This is a genomic window from Streptomyces sp. ADMS, from assembly GCF_033441795.1.
Lineage (GTDB): Bacteria > Actinomycetota > Actinomycetes > Streptomycetales > Streptomycetaceae > Streptomyces.
Window position 1 is genome coordinate 1 of sequence record NZ_JAVFVX010000560.1, and the last position, 282, is coordinate 282.

The 282-nt window shown below is 67.4% G+C and carries 1 protein-coding gene; it reads right to left on the reverse strand.

Features of this window, described 5'->3' with window-relative positions; translation table 11 throughout:
• The coding region (locus RB628_RS42000) for a beta-ketoacyl synthase N-terminal-like domain-containing protein (RefSeq protein ID WP_318325837.1) at positions 1-280 on the reverse strand (280 nt) is incomplete at its 3' end.
• Positions 281-282 lie beyond the last annotated feature (2 nt).

Genomic DNA, 282 nt, shown 5'->3' on the forward strand with positions numbered 1-282 from the left:
CGTCCTCCAGCGCCTCCCAGGCCGTCTCCAGGAACAACCGGTGCTGCGGGTCCATGATCTTCGCTTCGCGCGGCGTGTAGCCGAAGAAGCCCGCGTCGAAGAGATCGAGTCCTGTTCCGTCGGGTACGACCCTCACGTGGTCGGGCTGGTTGTACACCTCGGGGGCGACTCCGGCCGAGGCCAGCTGCTCGTCGCTCAAGGACACCACCGACTCCACACCGTCCCGTAGGTTCCGCCAAAACTCCCCCACATCCCCCGCACCCGGGAAACGCCCCGCCATCC